We start from the raw sequence: 21,183 nt of genomic DNA on the forward strand, positions 1-21,183 counted from the left end.
GTCTTGCTTTTCCGCGTACCAGTGCCAACAGATCCAGTGCAGCCTTCTTCCTCCATCCGGGTCTTCGACGCCATCCGCGCTCTCGCCTTCGTCGGCGATCTCAGCATGGGCCAGCCCATCGACCATTCGGTACGCACGGGCTGGCTCGCTTCTCAGCTCGCCGCGGCCATTGGCCGCGATGCCGCGACGCAGAGCCATGTCGTATGCGTGGCCTTGCTGCGATGGTCGGGCTGCACGGCCAATGCGCCGGAGTTTTCCGACCTGCTGGGCGACGACGTGGGCGGGCGCCGCACCATGCTCGCCACCGCCTCGGCGCGCGCCGCGGCCGACTTCGCGAGTTCCGTCAGCCCGCTCGCCGAGATCCATTGCGAGGTCTCGGGCGACATCGCACGCACGCTGGGCATGCCCGCGGCCGTGGAGCTGCCGCTGCGCCACATCTTCGAAACCTTCGACGGAACCGGCAAGCCGGAGGGCCTCGACGCCTCGCGCATCCCCGCCGAGGTGTTCCTCGTCACCATTGCGGGCGACCTGGAAATCTTCTCGCGCGTGCACGGCCTGAACAACGCGCTGCGCTACATTGCCGAGCGTGCCGATGCGCGTTACCCGGCCTTCCTGGTCGATGCGGTGCGCGAGCATGCCGTGGACTGGCTCCACGTGCTGGAGCAGGGCGCGGCCGCCGAGCCGCAGCCGCCGTCCGCCGCGCTGCGGGACGCGACCGCGCCGCTCGAGCTGATCGCCGACGTGATCGACCTCAAGCTCCCCTGGATGACCGGCTTCTCGCGCAAGGTCGCGGAAGCGGCGTTGCACTGCGCCCGCGGCATGGGCCTGGGCGACGAGCAGCAGCAGCGCATCTATCGCGCGGGGCTGATCCACGGCATCGGCCGCGCCTCGGTGCCGAACGCGGTCTGGGACTCGCCGCATGCGCGCAGCGAAGCCGATGCCGAGCGGCTGCGCCTGGTGCCCTACTGGACCGAGCGCGCGGCGCGGCGCATCGACACGCTGCGCGCCGAAGCCGAAATAGCTTCCTTCGTCGACGAGCGCCTGGACGGCTCGGGCTTCTTTCGCGGAGCCAGGGGCGCGGCCATCGACGCCGAGGCGCGCGCCCTTGCCGCAGCCGCTCACTGGGTGGCGCTTTGCACCAGCCGGCCCGGCAGATCCGCGTTGCCACCAGTCGAGGCACTGGCCGCGCTGCACGCCGAAGGCGATGCCGGCCGGCTCGATCCGCAGGCCATCGCGGCGCTCACGGGCCAGCCGCAATCTGCTACTGCATCGGCTCAGCCGTCCGGCGAAGCCTCGGCGCTCCTTTCGGGCCGCGAGGTCGAAGTGCTCGGCCGCATCAGCCTTGGCGAAAGCAACAAGGAAGCTGCGCGCTCGCTGGGCATCAGCCCGAGCACGGTGCGCGCGCACCTGGAGAACATCTTCCGCAAGCTGGGCTGCACCACGCGGGCGGCCGCCACGCTGAAGGCGATGACGCTGGGCCTGCTCTGAGCTCGGAACTCGAGCAGGCCCGGCCGCCGATCAGCCGAAGGTGAACGCGTAGGCCTGCGCGCCCGCGTCGAGAAACTCGATCTCGAACAGCCGGTCCTTCTGGTTCGCCGCCTGGCGCACCAGCTGGTAGAGGCGCTGTCCGTCGATGACGCCGTTGCCTTGCGCGTCGGTGTCGGTGCCGTGGTCCGCGAGCGGCGGCGCGCCATCGATCCGCACCCTGAAGCGCACCGGCTTGCCGTCGGACGACGGGCCGAGCACCAGGTGCAGGTCGCGCGCATGGAAGCGATAGGCGATGCGGCCGTTGGCCTGCGCCAGCACCGCACGTTCGCCTTCCACCTTCCATTCGCCCGCCAGCGTCCACTGGTTGGGCTGCAGCGTGGCGACACCTGAATAGACGCGCGCCCGGTCGTTGGAAATGCCGCCGGGCGAGGCGAAGTTGCGCGCCTGCTCGTAGCCGAGGTAGGTCTCGCCCGAGAGGGCCGGCTCCGCGGCTGCGGCCGCCTGCGTGCCCTGGCCGTCGGGCGAGACAAGCCCCGCCGACGCGACGGGCCGGCCGGCTTCCGCCAGCAGTTGCTGGATGGCCTGCTCCGACTTCGCGTACCTGCCCTCGCCGAACTGGTGATGCCGGATGCGCCCCTGTGCATCGACGAGATAGAAGGCCGGCCAATACTGATTGCCGAAGGCGCGCCAGATCGCATAGTCGCTGTCGACCGCCACCGGAAAACCGACGCCCAGGTCCTTTACCGCGCGGCGCACGTTGGCCGGCTGCTTCTCGAATGCGAACTCCGGCGTGTGCACGCCGACCACCACGAGCCCGGCGTCCTTGTACTTCTCGGCCCATGCTCGGACGTAGGGCAGGGTGCGCAGGCAGTTGATGCAGGAGTAGGTCCAGAAGTCGACCAGCACCACCTTGCCGCGCAGGCCTTCGGGCGTGAGCGGGGCGGAGTTGATCCATTCGGTTGCGCCGGCCAGCGAAGGCAGCTTGCCCTCATCGGGCAGCTTCAGCGCGGGCGCCGCCGGAGCGGATTGCGCCGACACGGTCATCAGGCCCTCCGGGCCGGCGGAGGCCCGTGGCTGCGGCTGCGACTGCGGAGATGGCGCCGGCATGTCGAGCCTGTTCACGAGCGCCTGCTCCAGCGCCGACGTGGTGCCGACCGACAGACGGCTCAGCAGCCCCGTGTCCAGCCCCAGGGCGATGGCGCCGACGCCCGCGAGCACCGCCACGCCGGCCACGCGCCGCATCCATTCGCCGGTGTGCAGCGACTTCTTCATCGCTGAGAACAGCCGTCCGCTGAAGAGCAGCGCCGCCGCCAGCGAGGTGCACGCGCCGGCCGCATAGGCCAGCAGCAGCAGCGAGGTGCCGACGCTCGCGCCATTGAGCGCCGCGCCGGTGAGGATCAGCCCGAGGATCGGTCCCGCACAGGGGGCCCACAGCAGCCCGGTGCCGACGCCCAGCAGCAGCGGCGAGAACAAAGAAGCCTTTCTCGAGGCAGGCTCGGACAGCCGCAGCCCGAGCGCCACCAGCGGACGGGTCAGCCGGTCCGCCACCGACGGGAACAGCAGCGTCACGCCGAACACCGCCAGCAATGCGATCGCGGCGCTGCGCCCGTATTCGTTGAGCGCCACGACCCAGCCGCCGCCCACCGCCGCCAGCGTGGCGATGGCCGAGAACGCCAGCGCCATGCCCAGCAGCATCGGCAGGCCGTGCGAGCGGAACGGCCGGTCGGCGCGCGCGAACACGAAGGGGAGCACGGGCAGGATGCAGGGGCTCAGGATGGTGAGCACGCCACCCAGGTAGGCAACGATGAGGAGGAGCATGATCGGGTCCGTTCGGTGGATGTTGTGGGTGAATGAAAGCGAAGGCAAGGCGAGCGGGGGCCTTCGCGGTCTCGCCTGGCGAGCCGCTTGCCTGTCGGTATGGGTGGCGGTGGCGGTGGCCGTTGCCGCGCGGCGGCTCAGTCGTCGTGCGGTGCGTCGCGGGTGTTCATGGTCAGCCGGGCTTCCAGCCCGCCTTCGTCACGGTTGCGCAGCGTAAGCTCCGCGCCCATCGCTGTCGCCAGCTGCTGGGCGATGGCCAGGCCCAGGCCGGTACCGCCGGTGTTGCGGTTGCGCGAGCCCTCCACGCGGTAGAAGGGCTTGAGCACGTTCTCCAGCTGGTCGGGCGGAATGCCCGGGCCGTTGTCGACCACGGCCAGCGTCAGCCGGTTGCCGGCGCCTGCGTGCACCTGCAGCCGCACGTCGGTGCCGAACTTCAGCGCGTTGTCGATCAGGTTCGTCAGGATGCGGCGCAGCGCGTTCGGGCGCGTCACGATGGGCTCGCCCGCGCGGCCCTCGAGCAGCACCTGCTCGCCCGAGTCCTCGTAGTCGGCCACCATGCTCTCGAACAGCGCATCGGCGTCGACGCGGCGCGGCGGCTCGGTGGCGCCGTGCAGGGTGCGCGCATAGGTCACGCCTTCGCGCACCAGGGCGTGCATGGCGTCGAGGTCCTGGCGGAACTTGTCGCGGTCATGGCCGTCGTCCATCAGGTCGGTGCGCAGCCGCATGCGGGTGATGGGCGTCTGCAGGTCGTGCGAGATGGCCGCGAGGATCTCCACGCGCTCCGCCATGTAGCCCGCGATGCGCTTCTGCATCGCGTTGAAGGCGCGTGCCGCGTGCCTCACTTCGGTCGGGCCTTCCTCGGCCAGCTGCTGGCCCTTCAGGTCGGGGCCCAGCTCGTCGGCCGCATCGGCCAGCTGCGCCAGCGGCCGCGTGACCAGCCGCACCGCATACCAGGCGCACACGGCCAGCACCAGCAGCTGGACCCACAGCAGCCACATCACCCAGCTAGACACCGGCATGTCCACGCGCCGGGCATGCACCACCACCGAGGAGCCGTCCGACAGCCGCACCTGGATCTGCAGGCCCTGCGGCGGATTGCTCACCTGGCCGACCTTGACGATCTCGAACGGACGCATCGCCTCGGTGATGGCCGTGGCGAACTGCTGCGACGACGGCGTATCGGGCGCCTTGCCCTCGGCGCTGCCGCCGAGCACGAAGCGGTAGTTGCGCCGCTCCAGCCGCGCCAGCCAGCCTTCGCGCTCGGCGGCAGGCAGCCGGTCGAGGATGGCGACCGAGCTGGCGATGTCGCGCTCGATACCGATCATCATCAGCTCGCGCATCGCGATGCCGCGCTCGTAGCCGATGGCCATGAAGGTCAGCAGCTGCGCGATGGCCAGCCCGACGACGATGATCAGCGTCACCCGCGAGAACAGCGAGCGCGGCAGCAGCCGGCGCAGGCCGGTGGCGGCGGAGGGCGCGGAAGCGAGGTCGGCGGGAAGGCTTGCAGCGGATGTAGGCATGGCTGGTTTATAGACCCGGTTCCCCTCCGTGGCGCGCCGCTTTGTATTCCAGTGTGTTGGGCGGCGTCGCCCGACATACAACATTACCCGGCGTTGCGCCTGCCTTGCCCGCCGCCCGTGCGAGCAACATAGTGTGGTCGCCCGGCCCTCCGGATACACGGGAATACAAAGCCGCCCGATCCGGCGCCCGCCCGGGCTACATTGCACCTACCCGTCGTGCTCACCTGTCGCGCCCGAGGGCGCATCACCGCACTGCCATGAACATTCCCAAGACCTCCGACCACATCCTCATCGTCGACGACGACCGGGAAATCCGCGAACTGCTCAGCACTTACCTGGTCAAGAACGGCCTGCGAGTGGTGACGGTGCCCACCGGGCGGCACATGCGCGCGGCGCTGGAGGAGTCGGGGCCCTTCGATCTCATCATCCTCGACCTGATGCTGCCCGGCGAAGACGGGCTCACGTTGTGCCGCGACCTGCGCACGGGCAAGTACAAGGCCACGCCCATCCTCATGCTCACCGCGCGCAGCGAGGAGGCCGACCGCATCCTCGGCCTGGAGATGGGCGCCGACGACTACCTGGCCAAGCCGTTCTCCGCGCGAGAGCTGCTGGCGCGCATCCGCTCGGTGCTGCGCCGCACCCGCATGCTGCCGCCGAACATGCGCTCCACCGAGGCGGCCTCGAGGCTGGCGTTCGGCGACTGGCAGGTCGACACCACCGCGCGCAACCTGATCGACGACAGCGGCGTGATGGTGGCGCTCAGCGGCGCGGAGTACCGGCTGCTGATGGTTTTCCTGGACCATCCCCAGAAGGTGCTGAGCCGCGACCAGCTGCTGAGCCTCACGCAGGGCCGCGAGGCCGAGCTCTTCGAGCGCTCGATCGACCTGCTGGTGAGCCGCCTGCGCCAGCGCCTGCGCGACGATGCGCGCGAGCCGCGCTACATCAAGACGGTGCGCAGCGAGGGCTACGTCTTCTCGTCGGCGGTGGAGGCGCTGGACTGAGGCCTACACTCGCGCAATGATCAAAGTACTGACGCTGCCGCTGGGTGCTCTCTTCATCGCCGCATGCGCCCAGCCCGAACCGCCCCGGGCCGTGGGCATGGCGAACCCGGCTTCGGTCTACTGCCAGAGCCTCGGGGGCAAGACGCTCATGAGGTCGAACGACAAGGGGCAGTACGGTATCTGCCAGCTTCCGGACGGCAGGCAGATCGAGGAGTGGGAGCTCTACCGCCGGGATCATCCGGCGAAGTAGCGAAGCAGGGCGGCTTCACTTCGACGGCTTCCGCGAGCGTTTGCGCAAGCCGTCTTCCTGTCTGGAGGAGATGCACTGGCAGCTCACCGGGTTGCGTACTTCGTGCGCGACGCCGCCTGCGAAGAAGAGCAGGGCGAGCCAGAGTTTCTTCATTTCTTTGCTCCTGTTTGGTCTTGTCGTGGACCGTGTTCGGGGTGCGTGCGAATGGCACCGGGTACTCCCTCCGCGAATGTCCTCCGGCCTTCGGCCTCCCCCTTTATTTCGCTGCGGGAGCACCCGGTGCCATTCGCACATGGGCGCTGCGCCTGTGCGGCCGGATCGACCGCCGCGTCCATCGATCACGACGATGGGGTGCCTTGCGCAGCGAAATAAAGGAGGAGGCCGCAGGCCGGGGGACATTCGCGGAGCAAGGTACCCCGTCGGCGTGATCGCGCCCCGGACAACAGCGCTGTTTCAGATCCCGGCAGGCGCAGGCTCGGCCAGCAGCGCCTGGATCTTCTTCTCCGTCGTGCCGTAGCTGCCCTCGCCGAAGTGCGAGTAGACGATCTTCCCCTGCTTGTCGATCAGGTACACGGCCGGCCAGTACTGGTTCCTGAAGGCCTTCCAGGTGCCGTAGCTGTTGTCCTGCGCCACCGCGTGCCTGATCTGCAGGCGCTCGATGGCGTCCTTCACGTTCTTCGTCGACTTCTCGTACGCGAACTCCGGCGTGTGGACGCCGACGACCACCAGGCCCTTGTCCTTGTACTTCTGGTTCCAGTCCTTCACGTACGGAAGGTGGTTCAGGCAGTTGATGCAGGTGTAGGTCCAGAAGTCGACCAGCACCACCTTGCCGCGCAGCTCGCTCAGCTTGAGCGGCTGCGAGTTGAGCCAGGTGTCGATGTTCTGGAATTCGGGCGCCGCGACGGCTTCAGAAGCCGGTATGTCGCCGCCGAACGGCGAGGGCGCCGCGAAGGTCAGCGTGAGGGCGGCCGCCGAGGCGGCGACGGCGACGGCGAAATAGAGGGCGGAAGAGCGAAAGCGCATGGCGGTTCCTTCGGAAGAGTGATGGGCGTTCGTCTGTGAACGGAACCGATTCTTCGCCGGGGCACCCGCCGGTGGAGCAGATTGCGTATTCCTCTGTATCCGCGGGACGCAGCCCGCACACTACGTTTCACGCGCCGCCGGGCGCGACGCTCAATCGACCCTGATGTTCCGCGAGCGAACCAGCGCGCTCACCCTGCCGGTCTCGTCCTGCACGAACTTCGCGAATGCTTCGGGGGTGGTGCCGGCCGGCTCCAGGCCCAGCTGCAGCAGCTTCTGCCGCACGGCAGGATCGTTCACCGCGGCCTGCACGGCTTTCCCGAGCTTCTGCACGATGTCGGCGGGCGTGCCCTTGGGCAGGAACACGCCGTTCCACTCGACCACGTTGTAGCCGGGCAGACCCGACTCGGCGAGCGTCGGCACCTCGGGCAGCCCCGGCACGCGCTTGAGCGAGCTCACGCCCAGCGCGCGCAGCTTGCCGCTCTTCACGTAGCCCAGCGTCGAGGCCACGTTGCCGAAATAGGCCGACACCTGCTCGCCCATCACGTCGGTCAGCGCGGGCGCGCCGCCCTTGTAGGGCACGTGCATGAGGTTGATCTTCGCCTGCTCGTTCAGCGCCTCGCCCGCCAGGTGCGAGCCGGTGCCGCCGCCCGCCGACGCGAAGCTCAGCTTGCCCGGGTTCTTGCGCGCGTAGTCGATGAACTCCGGCACGGTCTTGTAAGGGGCGGTCGCCGGCACGACGAGGATCTGCGGCGCGGTGGCCACCAGCGAAACGGGAATGAAGTCCTTCGCCGCATCGAAGGGCAGCTTGCGCAGCGACGGGTTCACCGAGAACGCCGAGGCGTCGTAGAGCACGGTGTAGCCGTCGGCCGCGGCCTTGGCCACGTTGTCGGCGCCGATCACGCCGCCCGCGCCGGGCTTGTTGTCGATGACGATCTGCTGCCCCAGCGAGGCGCTCATCTGCTGCGCGACGATGCGCGCCGTGTTGTCGGCGCCGCCGCCGGCCGCGTAGGGCACGACCATGCGGATCGGCTTGTCGGGCCACGCGGCCCAGCCCAGCAGGGGAACGGCGCAGGCGGCCAGCGTGGCGATGGATTTCAGGAGTCGCTTCTTCATTTCGATGTCTCGGGTCTTGTATTTCAGGAAAAGTCGTAGAGCCGCGCCGGGTTGTCGACCAGCACGTGGCGGCGCGCGGCCTCGTCGGGCACCCATTCGCCCAGCAGGTCGAAGAGCTGCGCGTCGTCGGGCTTGGCCGTGCGCTCGGTCGGATGGGGCCAGTCGCTGCCCCACACGATGCGTTCGGGCGCCTGCCGTGCCCAGGCACGGGCGATCTCGACGGTGTCGGCATAGCCGCCTTCGGCGCCGAGGGTGGAGTCGAGATATGCGCCCGACAGCTTGATCCAGGTGCGGCCGTTGTCGAGCAGCCGGCTCACCACGCCGTGTGCGGGGTGCGAGAGGCCGTCGGGCTGCGGCAAGCGGGCGAGATGGTCGAACACCACCGTGCAGGGCAGGCGCTCGAGCAGCGCCGAGTGCGCGGCGATCTGGTCTGCGCTCCAGTGCAGCTGCACGTGCCAGCCGAGCGCGTGAACGCGATGCGCCAGCGGCTCGACCATGGAGAAATCTGTCGTCGCGTTCGTTGCCGTGTACAGCGTGAAGCGGATGCCGCGGATGCCGCCCGCGTGCAGATGCTGCAACTCGGCATCGCTTACCTCGGGCCGCACCACGGCAACGCCGCGTGTGCGCTCCGCGCCCAGTGCCTGGATGGCCGCCAGCGTCACGCTGTTGTCGGTGCCGTGCACGCGCGGCTGCACGATCACCGTGCGTTGCGTGCCGGTGCGCTGCTGCAGCAGGCGATAGTCGTCGGCGGTGGCGTTGTCCAGCATCGCGTCGGGCGAGCCGTGCAGCGTGAAGCGGCGGTCGTACACGTGGATGTGCGCGTCGCATGCGCCTTCGGGTGCCGCGATGCGTGGCTTGCGCGTGCCGCTGCTGTGGGGCACGGCGGATTCGTCGTGCATGGCTCAGTCGTCCTTGCCCCGCGTGGCCAGCACGACCGACGTGTGCTGCCCAAGCGTCGGCGCCGCGAAAGGCTCCGGGCCCGGCGTGCGGCCGAAGCGCACAGGGCGGGTGAAGCCGCGGTAGGAACCCAGCGTGGGATGAGAAAAGTTCGCCACCATGTCCTCGGCCAGCACCTGCTCGTTGTCGAACATGTCTTCCACCGTGCGGGCGGCGGAGCAGGGCACTTCCTCGCCGAAGAGCTCTTCCCATTCGAGCGCGGTGCGCCCGGCCAGCGCGGCGCGCAGCTTCGGCACGATCTCGGCCGCGTGCTGCGCGCGCTTGCGCACCGAGTCGTAGCGCTCGTCGGCCGCCAGCTCCGGCAGCCCGACCTTCGCGCACAGCGCCTGCCAGAAGTGCGGCGTGTTGGCCGAGATGTAGATGTGCCCCTCGCGCGTGGGGTGGATGCCCGTGATGCCGCCCGAGCGCATGTCGCGTCCCACGTCCTTGGGCTCGCCCTCGGCCCACACCATGCGCGCCGACTGCATCGTGAGCGCCGAGCGCAGCAGCGAGACGCCGACGAACTGGCCTTCGCCGCTCTTCTCCCGCTCGTACAGCGCCGAGGCGACGCCGGCGGCCACCAGCGCGGCCGCATAGTAGTCGACCACCGAGCCGTAGATGATCTCGGGCGGCTCGCCGCGCTTGCCCTGCAGCGCGCACATGCCGGTCATGGTCTGCAGAACCTGGTCGTAGCCGGCCTTCTCGCGCAGCGGCCCCGTCTCGCCGTAGCCGGTGACGGCGCAGTAGATGAGCCGCTGGTTCACCGCCTTCAGCTGCTCGTAGGCGATGCCCAGCCGTGGCGGCACACTGGGACGGAAGTTGTGCACCAGCACGTCGGCGGTGCGCACCAACTCCATCAGCGCGGCCAGGTCTTCCCGGTTCTTGAGGTCGAGCATCACGCCAAGCTTGCTGCGGTTCACGCCGATGAAGGCGCGGCTCTCGGCTTCCAGCGTCGAGGGGTACTTGCGCAGGTTGTCGCCGGTGGGCGGCTCGATCTTGATGACTTCCGCGCCCTGGTCGGCCAGCAGCGAGCAGCCGTACGGGCCCGCGATGTAGGCGCTCAGGTCGAGCACGCGCAGGCCGCTCAGCGGGCCGGCGGGGCCCCGGCGTTCGGGCAGGCGCGTGTCGTCAGGGGCGGTGATGCTCATGGGCTTTCTCTTTCCTTGTTCAGTCTGCGGTGATGTTCTGTTGCTTTGCCAGCTTCTTCCAGCGCTCCACGTCGTCGGCGATGACGGTGCCGAACTGCGCCGGCGTGAGCGGCGTGGCGATGGCGCCTTCGCGCAGGAAGTTGGCGGTGATCTCGGGCTTCGCCAGGATCTGGTTGACCGCGCCGTTCAGCTTGGCCACCACGTCGGCCGGCGTGCCCGCCGGCGCCAGCAGGCCCCACCAGAGTTCGAACTCGTAGCCGGGTACGGCGGTGGAAATGGGCGTGAGGTCGGGCGCGATGGGGCTCGGCTTCAGGCTGGTGATGCCCACCGCGCGCAGCTTGCCGGCGCGCACCATCGGCAGCAGCGAGGGGCCGCTGGAAATCAGCAGCTGCGTCTGGTTGCCCACGAGGTCGGTCACGGCCGGGCCCATGCCCTTGTACGGGATGTGCGCGATCTGCAGGTCGCCCACCTTGGCCTTGAGCAGCTCGGTGCCGAACTGGTTGACGCTGCCCGAGCCGGACGAGGCGTAGTTGTACTGGCCCGGCTTCGCCTTGATGGCGGCGATCAGTTCGGCGGGCGTCTTGGCAGGAAACTCGTTGTTGACAGCGACGATGAACGGCCCCTTGGCGAACATCGCCACGGGTGCGAGGCCCTTGACCGGATCGAAGGGCAGCTTCGTCTGCACCGCAGCGTTGGTCGTCATGCTCGACGACACGGCCACCAGCGTGTAGCCGTCCGGCGCGGAACGCGCCACCTGCGCCGTGCCGGTGTTGCCGCTCGCGCCGGGCCGGTTGTCGATGATGACCGGCTGCTTGAGCTGGTCGCCCAGCTCCTTGGCCACCTGCCGCGCGAAGGTGTCGTTGGAGCCGCCGGCCGGGTAGGGCACGACGATGGTGATGGTCTTGCTGGGATAGCCGCCCTGGGCGAACGCGGCGCCGGCGAATGCGGCAAACGCGACGACGGCGAGCGCTCGCGGACGAAGGAAGGATGGGAAATGCATTTTCTTGTCTCCGGTTTCTTTTATTGATGGAAGGCAGTTCAGCCAGGAATCAAGCCCAGGCTGCGTGCGCTCTCGACGATGGCGCGCGCGCGGATCACGAAGGGGATGTCGATCATCTTTCCGTCCACCACGTAGGCGCCGACGCCCCTGGCATCGGCATCGCGCGCGGCCTCGACCACCTTGCAGGCATGCGCGATCTCCTCGTCGGTAGGACGGAACACCTCGTTGGCGATGGCGATCTGGCTCGGGTGGATGCAGGTCTTGCCGAGGAATCCGAGGTCGCGTGCCAGCATCGCCTCGGCACGGAAACCCTCGGCGTCGCGGATGTTCGCGAAGGCGCTGTCGTAGGCATACAGGCCCGCCTCGCCGGCCGCGATGCGCACCGCGAACATCGCCTGCCGGATCGCCGAAGGCTCGCGCCGGGCGATGCCCAGCGGCTCGAACAGGTCGCCCAGCCCCAGCTGCAGGCCAGCCACGCGGGGATGCGCCAGCGCCAGTTCGGCGGCCGTGCGCAGCGCGTTGGGCGTCTCGATGTTCAGCAGCAGGCCGATGGGTGCCTGCACGCCGTTGGCCCGCTCCGCGCGCTCGATGGCTTCGGCGGCCGCGCGTACATGCGCGGGGCTCTGCGGCTTGGGCAGGTTGATCAGGTGCACGCCGGTGCGCGCCACCGCCGCGACGTCGCGCTCGAAGTGCGGCGTGTCCATGGCGTTGACGCGAACGATCAGCGTCTTGCGCGACGAAGCGGCCTCGCCGCTTTCGAGGAACCTGCGCACGGTCTCGCGCGCCTCGTCCTTGCGCGGCTCGGAAACGGCGTCTTCCAGGTCGAGGCTGATGGCGTCCGCTTCGCCGGCGAGCGCCTTGGCGAACAGTTCGGGGCGGGTGCCGGGAACGAATAGCTTGCTTCTCATGGGAGGGCAGTGTTCCCGGTTCATGAGATGAGAAAAACAGCTGTTTGCTGCGATCACATCGCAGAAAATCTATCTTCATGGAAACGGCCTACCTGCAAAGCTTTCTCCTGGTGGTGGAGTCGGGCTCGATGTCCGAGGCCGCGCGCCGGCTCGACCTGACGCCCGGCGCGGTGGCGCAGCAGATCCGCGCGCTGGAGCGCGAGCTCAACGCGCCGCTGCTCGCGCGCGCCGGCCGCACGGTGCAGCCCACCGAGGCAGGGCACCGGCTGGTGCAGCGGGCCCGCACGCTGCTGCGCGAGGTGAGCGACATCAAGGCGCTGGTGGGCAGCGAGGCGGCCGGGGGCGAGCTGCTCGTCGGCACCATCAACACGGCCATCCACAGCCTGCTGCCGGACATCCTCGCGCGCTTCGTGAAGGCGCATCCGGGCGTCAAGGTGTTCCTGCAGTCGGGCACCACTGCCACGCTCTACAAGGCGATGCAGCAGGGAGAGCTCGACGCGGCCGTGTGCCTGTATCCGCCGTTCGCGCTCGCCAAGACCTTCGACTGGGCCCTGCTGCGCGAGGAGCCGCTGGTGCTGCTCGCGCCCAGCCGCCTCGCGCGGCGCGATCCGCACGAACTGCTGCGCACATCGCCGCTCATCCGCTACGACCGCAACCTCGGCGGCGGCAAGCAGGCCGACCGCTACCTGCGCGCGGCGGGCATCGTGCCGCAGGAGCGCTTCGAACTCAGCTCGCTGCTGGCGATAGCGATGATGGTGGACCGCGGCCTCGGCGTGGCGGTCGTGCCCGACATCGCCTCGCCGCTGCTCGACGGGCAGCGCATCGTGAAGATCCCGCTGCCGCTGCCTTCGGAGACGCGGCGCTTCGGCATCCTGTGGATGCGGTCTTCGCCCCGGCTGAGGCTGATCCACGGCTTTGTCGAAAGCGCGGGGCTTGTCACTGCCGCGAAGGGCAACAGCAACGGCAATGGCAACGGCTCCCGCAAGCCGGCTGCGCGCTAGGCCGACTCCATGCCGTGCCGGCGCTTGGCGTCCCCGGTGGCCGGCGAGGCGAGGTAGGCGAGCAGCCCGTCCACGGCATCCGGCCTGGAGGCATTCGCTACCGGTGCGGCACTGAAGACGGTCGTGATCTGTATCTCCGGCGGAAGAGGCCCCAGCAGTTCGATGCCTTCGACGCCGATCAGCTCGCTGAGCTGCTGGAAGCCCAGCGAGGCCTCCCCGCGCGCGACCAGCGAGCCCACCGGAACGCCGGGAGCGGCCTGCACCAGCCGTTCCCTGATCGCGTCGGCAATGCCCCATCGCTCGAACAGCGCGATCAACGCAACGCCGCTGGGCCCGGTCGAGTACGCGATGCGCACCGCGTCCAGCACGGCACGGCGCACCGCTTCTCCGGTGGAAATGTCGACCCGCGCAGCTCCGGCGGCGACCGCCACCGCAACGCCCGAGCGCACCACGTCGACCTTGCGCGACGCATCCACCTTGCCCGCGGCCGCTAGCTTGTCGATGGCGTCCGATGCCAGGACCACCACGTCGAAGGGTTCTCCCGCCGACACGCGCCGCGCGGCATCCACGCCGCCCACCGCTTCGAAAGCGAGCGGCACTCCGCTCGCGCCCGTGTACGCAGCGGCGAGTTCCGCCAGCAGGCCCTTGGTGGCCATGGAGTTGATGCCCCTGATCGAACCGGCCATGCTCACTTGCGCCCGATGAGCCGGTCCGCGTAGGCCTGCCAGTTGCTCGATGCGTCGAGCCCTTCGAACAGCCCGTCGCGCGCCTGCGTGGCAACCCAGTCCTGCTTGGCCGCGATGGCCGCCGTCATCAGCGGCTCGAAGCCGGCTTCGCGAACGGTCTGCGCGGCCTCGCGCATTTCCTCGGCGCGGCGCTTGCCGTGCTGCACGACGCGGCTGAAGAAGTAGGCGCCTTGCTTTTCCCAGTCGATCTGCGGAAAGGTCTCCTTCAGCGTCGGCAGCACGTGCTCCTCGACGCCGTAGCGCCTTGCGGTGGCGTAGCTCTCGATGACCAGCGCCTCCAGTCCCTTGATCATGATGCTGCGGCTCATCTTGATCGCCGAGGCGATGCCGAGCCGGTCGCTCACCACGCGCACGTCCATGCCCCAGCCGGCCAGCGTGGCGGCGAGTGCGTCGGCCTGCGCGCCGCCCAGCAGCATCGGCACGCGAATGCCGTAGGGCGGCACCGAGGTCATGACGCCGGCCTCGACGTAGGCGACGCCCGCGGCCTCCAGCGCGGCGGCCGCGCTCTGCTTGGTGCCGGGCGATGCCGAGTTGAGGTCGAGAAAGCGGCTGCCGCTGCGCCCGTGGCGCGCGGCCTCCTCGGCCACGGCGAGCGTGCTGGATGCGGTGACGGCCGACACCAGCAGGTCGGCGTGGCTGCACAGTTCCTGCATGCCGCCTGCAACCTTCATCCCGTCGCCTTCGGCCGCGGAGCGCGCCGCAGCGCCGGTGGCGGGATCGGCGAAGCGCTTGTCCCAGACCCAGACGGCGTCCACGCCGTCTTTCTCGCGCAGGCCGCGTCCGAAGATGCCGCCCACCTCGCCGTAGCCGATGAGGCCCAGTGTGATTCCCATGATCGTGCGTGTCCTTCCTTCAGAAGATGGCTTTCTCGCCGGGCTTCAGCGCCAGCACGCGCGTGCCGCTGCTGCCCAGTGCGCGGATGTACTCGTCCGGCGTGCCCTTGCCGAGCGGGTTGGCGCCATAGTGCATCGGTATCACCGCGGGCGGGCGCAGCCATTCGTGCGTGGCGTAGGCCGCGTCGGCCGGGCCCATCGTGAAGTGGCCGCCGATGGGCATCAGCACGAGGTCGGGCTTGTAGTAGTCGGCGATGAACTTCATGTCGGCGAACAGGCCCGTATCGCCCATGTGGTAGATGCGGAAGCCGTTCTCCAGCTCGATGATGTAGCCCACCGGCTCGCCGCCGGGGTGCACCTCGTCCTTGCCGGTGGCCGGGTTCTTCCACACGATGATCGACGAGTGCTCGGCGTGCACGGCCGTCACCTTGATGCCCGGCACCGGGGTGATGGTGCCGCTCTTGTTGAAGCGCGGCGCCAGGGCGGGCGGCAGGATGCCGAGCACGCTCACCGTCTGGTTCATGTCGCCGGGCGCATACATCGGCACCTGGTTGAGCTGCGCGAGCGCCGGCGCGTCGGCGAAGTGGTCGAGGTGGCCGTGCGTGACCAGCAGCACATCGACCTTGCCGAGGGCTTCGAGGTTCTTGTACTCGGCGGGCGTCAGCGGGTTCTGCTTGAGCCACGGGTCGGTCACGATCACCTTGCCGCCCGGCGTGGTGATGCGGAACGCGGACTGGCCGAGCCAGAGCACTTCGGTCTTGCCGCCGCCCCTGGCTTGCGGGGATTGCGGCGATTGAGGTGCTTGCGCGCAGGCGGCGAGCAGCGTCGCGGTGACGATGGCGAGCAGCAGACGGGCGAGGAGCTTCATGTTCGTTGTGTTCCTGCGTGATGTCAGTCGACGGTGATGCGGGCGGTCTTGATCACGCGGTTCCAGCGCTTCATCTCGCTCGCGATCAGCTCGCCGAAGGCCTGCGGCGTGGTGGGCGTGGGCTCGGCACCCTCGGCCGCGAGCCGCGCGTGAACCTCCGCCGCATTGAGCGACTGGTTGATCTGCTTGTTCAGCATGGCGACGATGTCCGCTGGCGTTCCTGCCGGCGCGACCACGCCGTACCACTGGTCGGCTTCGAAGTCCTTGGTGCCGGGCACGCCGCTTTCAGCCACCGTCGGCACGTCGGGCAGCAGCGCGATGCGTTTCGGGCTCGACACAGCCAGCGCGCGCAGCTTGCCGGCCTTGATGTGCGGCAGCAGCGCGGGCGCGCCGGTGAAGAGCAGCTGCAGCTGGCCCGCCAGAAGGTCGGTGACGGCCGGCGCCGTGCCCCTGTAGGGCACGTGCATGAACGAGGCGCCCGTCTGCAGCTTGAGGTATTCGGTGGCGATGTGCGCCGCGCTGCCGTTGCCGCCCGATCCGAAGGCCAGCGGGCCCGGACGCGTCTTCGCCAGCGCGACCAGCTCGGCCAGCGAACGCGCCGGCACCGAGGCGTGCACCACCAGCACGTTGGGCACGCGCGCCACCCAGGCCACCGGCGCGAAGCTGCGCACCGGGTCGTAGTCGAGCTTCGGGTACAGCGACGGGTTGATCGCCAGCGTGCCGATGTGCCCCATCAGCAGCGTGTAGCCGTCCGCGGGCGACTTCGCCACCTTGTCCGCGCCGATGGAGCCGCCCGCGCCGGGCAGGTTGTCGACCACCACCGGCTGGTGCCATGCACGGCCCAGCTCGATGCCGATGGCTCGCCCGAGCACGTCGGTGGACCCGCCGGGCGTGAAGGGAATGACCATGCGGATCGGCTTGGCGGGATAGGCCTGCTGCGCCATGGCGGCGCGGCTTGCCGGAAGCAGGGCTGTGGCCGCGATGAGGGCTCGGCGACGGGTGATGCCTGTGGTCATGGCCTTCTTCCTCAATCGGGCTTGATGCCGGCTTCGCGGATCAGCTTGCCGTAGCGCGCCACGTCGGCCTTGAGCAGCTTGTCGAACTGCGCGGTCGGCCCCGGCAGCGGAACGCCGCCCGCCGCCGCGAGCTGGTTGCGCACCTCGGGCGAGTCGATGGCCTTCTGCACCGCGTCGTGCAGCTTTTCGACCACCGGCTTCGGCAGCCCGGCCGGCCCGACGAAGCCGTACCAGACGCTGGCCTCGAAGCCCGGATAGCCCGACTCCGCGACGGTCGGCACGCCCGGCAGCACGGCCGAGCGCTCGGCGCTCATCACCGCCAGCACGCGCAGCTTGCCGGACTTGGCCAGCGGCAGCGCCTCGAGCGCGTTGACCGCCACCACTTCGACGTGGCCGCCGAGCACGTCGGTGAGCGCCTGCGCGCCGCCCTTGTAGGGCACGTGCCGAAGCTGCAGTCCGGCGGTGTGCTGGAACAGCTCCATCGCGAGATGCGGCGTAGAGCCGTTGCCGGGCGTGGCGACCGTCACGCCGCCTGGCTTGGCCTTGGCCGCCGCGACCAGCTCCTGCAGCGTCCTGCTCGGCGATTCCTCGCGCACCGTGAACACCACCGGCACACGGCCGACCGAGGCGATGGGCGTCAGCTCGCGTTCCAGGTCGTAGGGCGCGGGCTGGAACAGCGAGGGGTTCACCGCCAGCGCATTGGCGGCCAGCAGCAGCGTGTAGCCGTCGGGCGCGCTGGTGATGACCGACTTGATCGCGATGTTCGTGCCGGCACCCGGCTTGTTCTCGACCACCACCGGCTGGCCGAGGATGGCCGACATGCGCTGGCCGACCGAGCGCGCGATGGCGTCGACCGCGCCGCCGGCGCTGTAGCCCACTAGGATCTTCAGGGGCTTCGAGGGAAAGGCGTCGGCCGCGCTGGCCGTGCCGAGCTGGCCGAACGCGACCAGTGCGGCCATGCCCAGCGCAAGGCGCCGGGAAAGCAGGGTTCTCGTCATCTTCTTTGTCTCCGGAATCGAAATCGGGGGGCGGGCTCAGCGCGGCTGCGGTGCGGCGGCGTTGTCCCAGGCTTGCGGCGCGGCATCCTTGCCGGCCACCGAATACAGCGCGCCGGGCGCGTTGCGGGTCTGCTGGAAGTCCTCCAGCGACTGGCCTCGCATCGCGGCGTAGATGTGCAGGTTCGACACGCCGACCACCGCGCCCAGCTTCTCCAGCATGAAGAAGATCACGCCGTACTGGATCAGCGCGCGCCAGTCGCGGTGGCGCACCATGTCGCGCTCCTTGTCCGTGAGGCCGGCGGCCTCGAAGGCGGCTTCCTCGTCGGCAAGGAATGCCTCGCGATGAGCGGGGCGCGTCATGCCGTGCAGGAACTTGTTGAGGCGGTAGGCGCGCACACTGGTCTCCAGCGTGAACGGGTAGGTGCCCTGCAGTCTTTCGACGCCGGCCAGCTCCTGGGCCACGCGCTGGCGGTGGCGCTCCACCTCGCCAGCGATGGGCGGGCTCGCCAGGTTCTCGTAGATGGCGGTGGCAATGCCCGTCATCGAGGGCAGGTAGTAGCTCTGGTGCGTCTTGCGCACGTTCGACGACAGCGCGCCGCGCATCACCAGCCACATGATGACTTCGGCGCCTTCCATGCCGCCCAGCGTTGCCAGCTCGGCCTGCGTCATCTCGGTCAGGCGCACCGGGTCGTTCTCGATGAGTTCGAGAAACTGCGCGTCCCATGCCGTGTTGTTGAAGCCCGCGCGCTCGCCGTGCACCTGGTGCGAGAGGCCGCCCGTGGCGACGATGGCCACCTTGATGTCGTCCGGATAGCTCTCGATCGCGCGTCGCAGCGCCTGCCCGAGCCGGTAGCAGCGCCGCGCCGAGGGCACCGGCGACTGCAGCACGCCGACCTGCAGCGGAATCACCGGAATCGGCCATGCCGGCTTGTGCGGGCACAGCAGCGACAGCGGCGAGAACACGCCGTGGTCGAGCGCGCGGTCCTGGAAGAAGGACATGTCGAATTCGTCGGCCACCAGCGAGCGGCCGATGTGCCGCGCCAGCGCCGGATGGCCGGCCAGAGCCGGCAGGTCGCGCGCGCCGCCGCCCTCGTCAGCCACCTCGTGCCGCTCGCCCACGCCCAGCGAGAAGGCCGAGTAGTGGTCGAAGAAGAAGGAGCTGACGTGGTCGTTGTAGATGAAGAAGAGCGCGTCGGGCTTCTTCTCGGCCAGCCACTGCCGCACCGGCGCGAAGGCCTCGAAGATGGGGGCCCACACCGGGTCGTCCTGCTTGTTCTTGTCGAAGGCGAAGCCGATGGTGGGGGTGTGCGAGCAGGCGACGGCGCCGATGATCTGGGCCATGTTGGGGTTACTCCTGCGCCCTGTGCGGCGCGATGAAGGGAGAAAGTGCGAAGAAAGGAGCCGACATGCGGGTTCAGCCCCGCGCCAGTTCGGGCTTGCCGGCGGAGTCGTCGTCGGCTTCGGCCGGGCGGGCCTTGAGCACGGCCGCCGCCGCCAGCAGCGCGGGCAGGGCAAGCAGCGAGACGATGGCGCCGAAGCCCCAGCCCATGGTGAGCAGCACGCCGCCGAACATCGAGCCGACGATGCTGCCGAAGCGGCCCATGCCCAGCATCCAGCTCACGCCGGTGGCGCGTGCCATGGTGGGGTAGCAGCCGGGAGCGAAGGCGTTGAGGCCCGTCTGCGCGCCGCTCATGAAGAAGCCGGCCAGCGCCACCAGCAGCGCGAGCGATGCCGACAGCGCGCCCGCCGAGCCGAGGCAGAGGATGCAGACCGCGCCGGCCGCGTAGGCCGCGGCGATGACGCGCGTCGGCGCGACGCGGTCCATGGTCCAGCCGACGAGGATGGCGCCGGCCGTTCCACCGATCTGGAACATCGCGGTCACGGTCGCGGCGGTCTCGATGGGCAGGCCCGCGTCCTTGATGAGCGTGGGCAGCCAGCCCGTCAGCAGGTAGATGACGAGCAGGCCCATGAAATAGGTGGCCCACAGCGCCAGCGTCATCAGCCCGTAGCCGCGCGAGAACAGCACGCCGATGGGCTTCTTCGCCGCGACCGGTGGCTCCGTCGCGATGAAGGTTGTGCCGGCCGGAAACACGGTGCGGCAGATGCGGCCCAGCACGGCGGCGATGCGCTCGGCCGGCTGCCGGCGTACGACCATGAAGCGGGCCGACTCGGGCAGCAGCGCCAGCAGCAGGGGCACGAGCACCAGCGGCAGCGCGCCGCCCATCACCAGCACCGAGCGCCAGCCGAAGTGCGGAATGAGCCACGCGGCCGCGAAGCCCACCACGCCCGAGCCCAGGTTGAAACCGGTGAACATCACCGCGATCAGCAGCGAACGGGAGCGCTGCGGCACGTATTCCGACAGCAGCGTGGTGGTGTTGGGCATCGCCGCGCCCAGGCCCAGGCCGGTGAGGAAGCGCAGCGCGGCCATCTGCGTCAGGTCCTGCGCGAACGCGGTGGCGACCGTGAACACGCCGAACAGGAACACCGAAGCCGTCAGCACCGTCTTGCGGCCCAGCCGGTCCGATGCGGGGCCGGCCACGAGCGCGCCGAAAACCAGCCCGATGGGCGCGGCGCTCATCACGAGGCCGAAGGCGGCGCGCGACACGCCCCATTCCTGCAGGATGGAGGGCGCGAGGAAGCCCATGATCGCGACGTCCATGCCGTCGGCCGCGACCACGAGGAAGCAAAGCACCAGCAGCAGCCACTGCATGGCGCTCATGGGGCGTTCGTCGATGAAGGCCTTGACGTCGATACGGGCCGGGTTGTTCATTGCTGTTGTCTCTCGTTGTTCTGAACAGGCGGTCCCGGTCTAGTCCACGTAGCGCAGGCCGGCCTTGGCCAGCGGCTCGCGCATGCCGTACATGTCCAGCCCCAGCTCGCCGGCGGCGAAGCGGGCGCGCTTGCCGGCTTCGTTGGCTTCGCGCGCCTCGGCGGCATCGGCCACGCGCGCCGCGAGCTGCGCGGGCACGACCACCACGCCGTCGATGTCCGCCACTACCACGTCGCCCGGCTGCACCAGCGCTCCGGCGCAGACCACCGGCACGTTGACCGAGCCCAGCGTGGCCTTGATCGTCCCCTTGGAGTGGATGGCGCGGCTGAACACCGGGAAGTCCATGGCGATGAGGTCGCGCACGTCGCGCACGCCGCCGTCGATCACCAGGCCCTTGCAGCCACGCGCCTTGAACGACGTGGCGAGCAGGTCGCCGAAGAAGCCGTCGGTGCTGTCGGCGGTGCAGGCGGCAACCACCACGTCGCCGGGCTGGATCTGCTCCGCGGCCACGTGCAGCATCCAGTTGTCGCCGGGCTGCAGCAGCACGGTGACGGCGGTGCCGCACATGCGCGCCTCGGGGTGGATGGGGCGGATGCGCGGTGCCATCAGGCCGAGGCGGCCCAGCGCCTCGTGCACGGTGGAGACGCCGAAGCGCGAGAGCTTGTCGACGGCGGCGGCATCGGCGCGCACTACGTTGCGGTGCACTACGCCGAGTTCCTGGAGGAGGGGAGTGGCAGACATGTTCT

21 protein-coding genes are annotated in these 21,183 nt (G+C 69.5%); 4 read left to right on the forward strand and 17 right to left on the reverse strand.

Annotated elements, in window-relative coordinates; translation table 11 throughout:
• The first annotated feature begins 21 nt into the window (after positions 1-21).
• Positions 22-1,488, forward strand: a complete 1,467-nt coding sequence (locus ABL840_RS14090; protein WP_418116269.1) for an HD domain-containing phosphohydrolase — start codon at positions 22-24, stop codon at positions 1,486-1,488.
• A 30-nt stretch (positions 1,489-1,518) separates the two neighbouring features.
• Here the strand turns inward: ABL840_RS14090 and ABL840_RS14095 are convergent, their stop codons facing one another.
• Together ABL840_RS14095 and ABL840_RS14100 are read right to left on the reverse strand one after the other, a co-directional pair.
• Positions 1,519-3,306 carry a cytochrome c biogenesis protein DipZ gene (locus ABL840_RS14095; RefSeq protein WP_093305152.1) on the reverse strand — a complete coding sequence of 596 codons (1,788 nt, stop codon included), beginning with the start codon at positions 3,304-3,306 and terminating at the stop codon, positions 1,519-1,521.
• A 137-nt stretch (positions 3,307-3,443) separates the two neighbouring features.
• Positions 3,444-4,826 carry an ATP-binding protein gene (locus ABL840_RS14100; protein ID WP_093305151.1) on the reverse strand — a complete coding sequence of 461 codons (1,383 nt, stop codon included), beginning with the start codon at positions 4,824-4,826 and terminating at the stop codon, positions 3,444-3,446.
• Between the two features lie 257 nt (positions 4,827-5,083).
• Here ABL840_RS14100 and ABL840_RS14105 point away from each other — a divergent pair, with 257 nt between their 5' ends.
• Both ABL840_RS14105 and ABL840_RS14110 read left to right on the forward strand, forming a co-directional pair.
• Positions 5,084-5,827, forward strand: a complete 744-nt coding sequence (locus tag ABL840_RS14105) for a response regulator (RefSeq protein WP_093305149.1) — start codon at positions 5,084-5,086, stop codon at positions 5,825-5,827.
• Positions 5,828-5,843: 16 nt separating this feature from the next.
• Complete coding sequence (locus ABL840_RS14110; RefSeq protein WP_093305148.1) at positions 5,844-6,077, forward strand: DUF333 domain-containing protein; 234 nt, start codon at positions 5,844-5,846, stop codon at positions 6,075-6,077.
• Between the two features lie 15 nt (positions 6,078-6,092).
• Here the strand turns inward: ABL840_RS14110 and ABL840_RS14115 are convergent, their stop codons facing one another.
• The 7 genes from ABL840_RS14115 to ABL840_RS14145 form a co-directional block, all read right to left on the reverse strand.
• Entirely contained in the window at positions 6,093-6,230 is a 138-nt protein-coding gene (locus ABL840_RS14115; RefSeq protein WP_170217048.1) for a hypothetical protein, read from the reverse strand.
• A 300-nt stretch (positions 6,231-6,530) separates the two neighbouring features.
• Positions 6,531-7,100: a thioredoxin family protein gene (locus ABL840_RS14120; protein WP_093202075.1), complete on the reverse strand. Its 570-nt coding sequence runs from the start codon at positions 7,098-7,100 to the stop codon at positions 6,531-6,533.
• A gap of 150 nt (positions 7,101-7,250) precedes the next feature.
• Entirely contained in the window at positions 7,251-8,213 is a 963-nt protein-coding gene (locus ABL840_RS14125) for a Bug family tripartite tricarboxylate transporter substrate binding protein (protein WP_093202073.1), read from the reverse strand.
• A gap of 23 nt (positions 8,214-8,236) precedes the next feature.
• A complete protein-coding gene (locus tag ABL840_RS14130) occupies positions 8,237-9,112 on the reverse strand; it encodes an amidohydrolase family protein (RefSeq protein ID WP_093305146.1) in 876 nt (291 codons plus the stop codon).
• A 3-nt stretch (positions 9,113-9,115) separates the two neighbouring features.
• The gene (locus ABL840_RS14135; protein ID WP_093305145.1) at positions 9,116-10,297 is read right to left on the reverse strand and encodes a CoA transferase; all 1,182 of its coding nucleotides are present in this window, start codon (positions 10,295-10,297) and stop codon (positions 9,116-9,118) included.
• Between the two features lie 19 nt (positions 10,298-10,316).
• On the reverse strand, positions 10,317-11,297 hold the full coding sequence (locus ABL840_RS14140) for a tripartite tricarboxylate transporter substrate binding protein (RefSeq protein WP_093305143.1): 981 nt from the start codon (positions 11,295-11,297) through the stop codon (positions 10,317-10,319).
• A 38-nt stretch (positions 11,298-11,335) separates the two neighbouring features.
• The gene (locus ABL840_RS14145; protein WP_093305141.1) at positions 11,336-12,205 is read right to left on the reverse strand and encodes an HpcH/HpaI aldolase/citrate lyase family protein; all 870 of its coding nucleotides are present in this window, start codon (positions 12,203-12,205) and stop codon (positions 11,336-11,338) included.
• Between the two features lie 77 nt (positions 12,206-12,282).
• Between ABL840_RS14145 and ABL840_RS14150 the strand changes: the two genes are divergently transcribed.
• Positions 12,283-13,206: a LysR substrate-binding domain-containing protein gene (locus ABL840_RS14150; protein WP_093305139.1), complete on the forward strand. Its 924-nt coding sequence runs from the start codon at positions 12,283-12,285 to the stop codon at positions 13,204-13,206.
• Here ABL840_RS14150 and ABL840_RS14155 read toward each other — a convergent pair.
• The 8 genes from ABL840_RS14155 to ligK all read right to left on the reverse strand — a co-directional run bounded on the left by ABL840_RS14155 (position 13,203) and on the right by ligK (position 21,178).
• Complete coding sequence (locus tag ABL840_RS14155; protein ID WP_176947558.1) at positions 13,203-13,892, reverse strand: substrate-binding domain-containing protein; 690 nt, start codon at positions 13,890-13,892, stop codon at positions 13,203-13,205. The two genes, ABL840_RS14150 and ABL840_RS14155, sit on opposite strands and share 4 nt — an antisense overlap.
• A 2-nt stretch (positions 13,893-13,894) precedes the next feature.
• Complete coding sequence (locus ABL840_RS14160; protein ID WP_093305138.1) at positions 13,895-14,785, reverse strand: DUF1932 domain-containing protein; 891 nt, start codon at positions 14,783-14,785, stop codon at positions 13,895-13,897.
• Positions 14,786-14,804: 19 nt separating this feature from the next.
• Positions 14,805-15,653 carry a metal-dependent hydrolase gene (locus ABL840_RS14165; RefSeq protein WP_093305136.1) on the reverse strand — a complete coding sequence of 283 codons (849 nt, stop codon included), beginning with the start codon at positions 15,651-15,653 and terminating at the stop codon, positions 14,805-14,807.
• Positions 15,654-15,676: 23 nt separating this feature from the next.
• Positions 15,677-16,669, reverse strand: a complete 993-nt coding sequence (locus ABL840_RS14170) for a Bug family tripartite tricarboxylate transporter substrate binding protein (protein WP_093305135.1) — start codon at positions 16,667-16,669, stop codon at positions 15,677-15,679.
• A gap of 11 nt (positions 16,670-16,680) precedes the next feature.
• The gene (locus tag ABL840_RS14175) at positions 16,681-17,667 is read right to left on the reverse strand and encodes a Bug family tripartite tricarboxylate transporter substrate binding protein (RefSeq protein ID WP_093305133.1); all 987 of its coding nucleotides are present in this window, start codon (positions 17,665-17,667) and stop codon (positions 16,681-16,683) included.
• A 36-nt stretch (positions 17,668-17,703) separates the two neighbouring features.
• Positions 17,704-19,008, reverse strand: a complete 1,305-nt coding sequence (locus ABL840_RS14180) for a gallate dioxygenase (protein ID WP_093305132.1) — start codon at positions 19,006-19,008, stop codon at positions 17,704-17,706.
• 73 nt (positions 19,009-19,081) lie between these two features.
• Positions 19,082-20,437, reverse strand: coding sequence for an MFS transporter (locus ABL840_RS14185; protein WP_093305130.1), 1,356 nt, complete (start codon positions 20,435-20,437; stop codon positions 19,082-19,084).
• Between the two features lie 39 nt (positions 20,438-20,476).
• Positions 20,477-21,178: a 4-carboxy-4-hydroxy-2-oxoadipate aldolase/oxaloacetate decarboxylase gene (gene ligK / locus ABL840_RS14190; protein WP_093305128.1), complete on the reverse strand. Its 702-nt coding sequence runs from the start codon at positions 21,176-21,178 to the stop codon at positions 20,477-20,479.
• Positions 21,179-21,183 lie beyond the last annotated feature (5 nt).

The sequence above is a fragment of the Variovorax sp. NFACC27 genome, assembly GCF_048301545.1.
In the GTDB taxonomy this organism is placed as follows: domain Bacteria; phylum Pseudomonadota; class Gammaproteobacteria; order Burkholderiales; family Burkholderiaceae_C; genus Variovorax; species Variovorax gossypii.